The 3791-nt window shown below is 52.7% G+C and carries 4 protein-coding genes; all 4 read right to left on the reverse strand.

Features of this window, described 5'->3' with window-relative positions:
- Positions 1–269 precede the first annotated feature (269 nt).
- The 4 genes from Q0986_RS09550 to Q0986_RS09565 are packed head-to-tail and all read right to left on the reverse strand — an operon-like array spanning position 270 to position 3615.
- Positions 270–1076: a phosphate ABC transporter ATP-binding protein gene (locus tag Q0986_RS09550; protein WP_299408782.1), complete on the reverse strand. Its 807-nt coding sequence runs from the start codon at positions 1074–1076 to the stop codon at positions 270–272.
- Entirely contained in the window at positions 1073–1921 is an 849-nt protein-coding gene (gene pstA, locus Q0986_RS09555; RefSeq protein ID WP_299408786.1) for a phosphate ABC transporter permease PstA, read from the reverse strand. Before pstA ends, Q0986_RS09550 begins: the two co-directional genes overlap by 4 nt.
- Before the next feature lies 1 nt (position 1922).
- Positions 1923–2774 (reverse strand): phosphate ABC transporter permease subunit PstC, encoded by an 852-nt coding sequence (gene pstC, locus Q0986_RS09560; RefSeq protein WP_299408790.1) that lies wholly within the window; start codon positions 2772–2774, stop codon positions 1923–1925.
- The gene (locus Q0986_RS09565) at positions 2755–3615 is read right to left on the reverse strand and encodes a phosphate ABC transporter substrate-binding protein (protein WP_299408795.1); all 861 of its coding nucleotides are present in this window, start codon (positions 3613–3615) and stop codon (positions 2755–2757) included. The genes pstC and Q0986_RS09565 overlap by 20 nt, the downstream gene beginning before the upstream one ends.
- Positions 3616–3791: the final 176 nt, after the last annotated feature.

Below are 3791 nucleotides of genomic sequence, written 5' to 3' on the forward strand. Positions count from 1 at the left end.
TGCCTATTCGTATCACCCGATGAAGCCTGCTCTGGATCTGACGCCTGAGGAGCTAAAGGCCCTCCCTGCCGCGATTGTTTAGCGTCGAACTCACGTTAACACAGCCTCATAACGACTCCTCCACATGCAAGTGCAGTTGTATAACCTGGCAAGTCTTTCCCAAAATTAACCAGTACCCCGCTCTACAAGATGGTGCCGATAGTCAAGACTGACCCATCTTTCGAAATTATCCCAAAAGGCCAAGGGCCATTTAATCTCGGATTGTAAAATTAGCCTCGGCGACCGCTAGTATAGGCTGCGGTCAGAGGATCTTGAGGATTGGCAAAAATTTCTTTGGCTGGGCCAAACTCAATCAATTGACCCACATCATGCTGCACCCAGAAAAAAGCTACATCATCGGCGATGCGGGAGGCTTGACCAAGATTGTGGGTAACGATCAGGATGGTATAGATGCCTTTCAACCGCAGAATTAAATCTTCAATTACTTCGCTGGAGAGGGGGTCTAGGGCACTACAAGGCTCGTCCATGAGTAAGACTTGCGGTTTTAAGGCCAAAGCTCTTGCAAGGCAGAGGCGCTGCTGTTGCCCTCCAGACAGGGAGAGGGCGGGGGCTTTGAGGCGATCTTTGACTTCTGCCCACAGGCCCACATCCGTGAGAGTGGTTTCGATGATGTGGTGGATATGGGTGCGATCGCAAATCCCATGCTCTTTCAAGGGAAACGCTAAATTGCGGTAAATGGAGAGGGGAAAGGGATTCGGCTTTTGGAACAGCATCCCCACCTGGCGGCGCAGAGGCGTTAGGGGTATCGTCTCCGTATCGCAATCATTTAAATACACCTGACCGGCAAGCTGAGCTGTCGGCGTGAGTTCATGGAGACGATTTAAACAGCTTAAAAAGCTAGTTTTGCCACAGCCGGATGGGCCGATTAAGGCCGTAATCTGTCCGGCTCGGAACTGAGCATCCACATTGGCAAAGGACACCTTGCGACCATACCGTAGACTGAGTTGTTTCACCCAGATACTGGGCGGCTGATGATCGGTCGTTAAGGATTGGGGGCTCAAGGTGGGAGAGGTCATAGAATTTGCAGCTTGGATTGGCGAAAACGTTCGGCGAACCAGGAAACAAGAGTATTAATCACAATGAGCAGAATTACGAGGACTAAGGCCGTCCCATAGGCATTCTGTTCACCCCCAGGAATATTCATGGCGAGGTCGAAAATATGAATCGATAGTACCCGCCCAGAATCTAATAATGACGTGGGCATCCGGTCAACGTAGCCACTGGTGAAAATTAAGGCAGCAGTTTCTGCGATGGCCCGCCCAATTCCCAGCAAAATCCCCACGGCAATCCCCGGTAAAGCGGCAGGCAAAATCAGGGTTTTCAGGGTGCCTAAGCGAGACAACCCCAATGCAGCAGCCGCTTGGCGATACTCACGGGGCACATTCACCAATCCCACCTGAATGGAGCGAATCAGGATGGGCAATACCATACAGGCCAAGGTCAGGCCCCCGGATAGAATAGAGAATCCCAAACCTAAAACCCTTGAGAAAAAGGCATTGCCAAATAGGCCAAACACAATGGATGGTACGCCCGCCAAAATATCTAAGCTGAGACGAATGACCCGATGGGAGCGCTGTGGACTGAATTCCGTTAAGAACACAGCCGTGCCTAATCCCAAAGGGAGGGATACGCCTATACAAACCCCTAACACGAGTCCAGTGGAGACCAAAATGGGAGCAATACCGCCTTCTAGCCCAGCTTTAGCGGGGGCTTGGGTTAAAAAAGCACCATTGACAGCTTGCCCTCCTTGCCAAATCACATCACTGAGCAGCCAGAGAAATACAGCGGTAATTCCTAGGGCCACAAGCCACACCATCAGGGTGGCTCCTTGCTCTTTACCAGCAGGGTGACGACGGACCATCTTAACCCTCCGGTGCATCCGTCCAGGGATCGGTCACAACGACCAACCCAGTCACCACCAGCATCAGAACGAGTCCGCTGGCAAATAAGGCTGAGCGATGGAGATCGAGGGCATAGGCCATTTCCAGGGCAATATTGGCAGTCAATGTCCGCACGGGGGCAAAGATCGAATCGGGCACCTGGACGACATTTCCACAGACCATCAGCACTGCCATGGTTTCGCCGAGAGCGCGGGCGGTGGCGAGCATCACAGCCGTTAAGAGGCCAGAGCGAATGGCAGGTAAACAGACGCCCTGGACTGTTGCCCAGGTTCCTAGTCCCAACGCAGCGGACCCGCGCCAGTAGGACGGGGGTAAGCTGGCTAAACTGGCATCGATGACCAGGGCAATGGTGGGCAAAATCATCAGGGCCAAAATCAAAATTCCCGCCAGGAGACTAGAACCAGGCGGCTGAACTTTGGCAATTAAGGGCACGAGAACTACCAGCCCCCATAAGCCATAGACCACAGAGGGAATGCCAGCCAATAGTTCAATCAGGCGTCGATAGAGTTGGGCAACGCCTGCCGGGGCATAGTATTGGCAAAATACTGCTGATAAAAGACCTAGGGGGGTTGCCACCAATACCGCGCCAACAGTGACTCCCAGGGTTCCTATCACCATCGGGGTGAGATTGTAAGCCTGTTCACTAGGATGCCAGCCTGGATCGCGCCAAAAGCGATCGAGGGAAACGGTGCGGAGAATCGGCAGGGTTTCCCAGACGAGAAAGCCCAGAATCAATAGCAAAATGGCCCCGGAGCACAGCGCCAGGATCCGCAACAGAACCCTCCAAGTTGCTTCATTCTTGAACCGGGACAAGGGACTGCTCCTGCACAATATCCTTGACCTGGGAGGATTGGGCAAAGTCAATAAATTTTTGCTGTTGGGGATTAAGGGGACCTTGAGTCACTAAGTTGAGGGGACGTGAGAGGGGAAACGATCCATCTCGCACGGTTTGAGGAGTAGCTTGCACGCCTTCGAGCGGCAAAACTTTAATGGGCGTGCCTTGTTCCACATTCACCTTCGCTGCGCCGACAGAGACATAGCCAATGGCCAGCGGGTTACCGGCCACGGTTTTAATTCCCTGCTCGTTATCGCCAATCACCACATCCGCTTTAATTTGCGAGGACTTGAGCTGGAAATGCTGAGTAAACACTTCTAATGTGGAGCGGCCTTCGGCTTTATTGACAACGGTAATCGCTTGGGATTTGCCGCCAGCATCCTGCCAGTTGTTGAGCTTGTCCGTGTAGATGTCGGTAATTTGCTGGCGGGTCAGTCGCTGAATCGGATTATCTCGATGGACGATCACGACGACGCCATCTTTGGCGATGGTATGGAAGTTGAGGCCCTGGTCTTCTGGTTTGGCAGCACGGGACACCATGCCAATATCAGCCACCTGTTGGCGTACATCGGCAATACCACGAGAGGATCCTCCCGTTTGCACGTCAATCCGCACCTGGGGGTTTTGGGCTTCATAGCGTTTGGCGATTTCGGAGGCGACGGGGGCAACGGTACTGGATCCAGTAATCACCAGTTTTTTAGGGGCGTTGCCGGAACTGGACGCTTGTAAACTACTACAGGCTTGTAACCCCAGGGATAAGCCTAAAAACACACCTGCGATGGCTCGACCAGACATAACGGTTCCTGCTAATGACTCCATAAAAATTTGGTGACCCCTGGGTTCAAGGGCCGCTTAAACGTTTGAATCGATCGTGGGGGACGACCTAGATAGAAAAGGAGGTAAATGAGAATTCGCAACAACCCAAATTCAATCCTTCTTGGGACACCTGACTTTGGACATCCGGTACCAGGGCATAAAGGACGGCTTTGCCATCG

The sequence above is a fragment of the Acaryochloris sp. IP29b_bin.148 genome (assembly GCF_028285565.1).
GTDB lineage: Bacteria > Cyanobacteriota > Cyanobacteriia > Thermosynechococcales > Thermosynechococcaceae > Acaryochloris.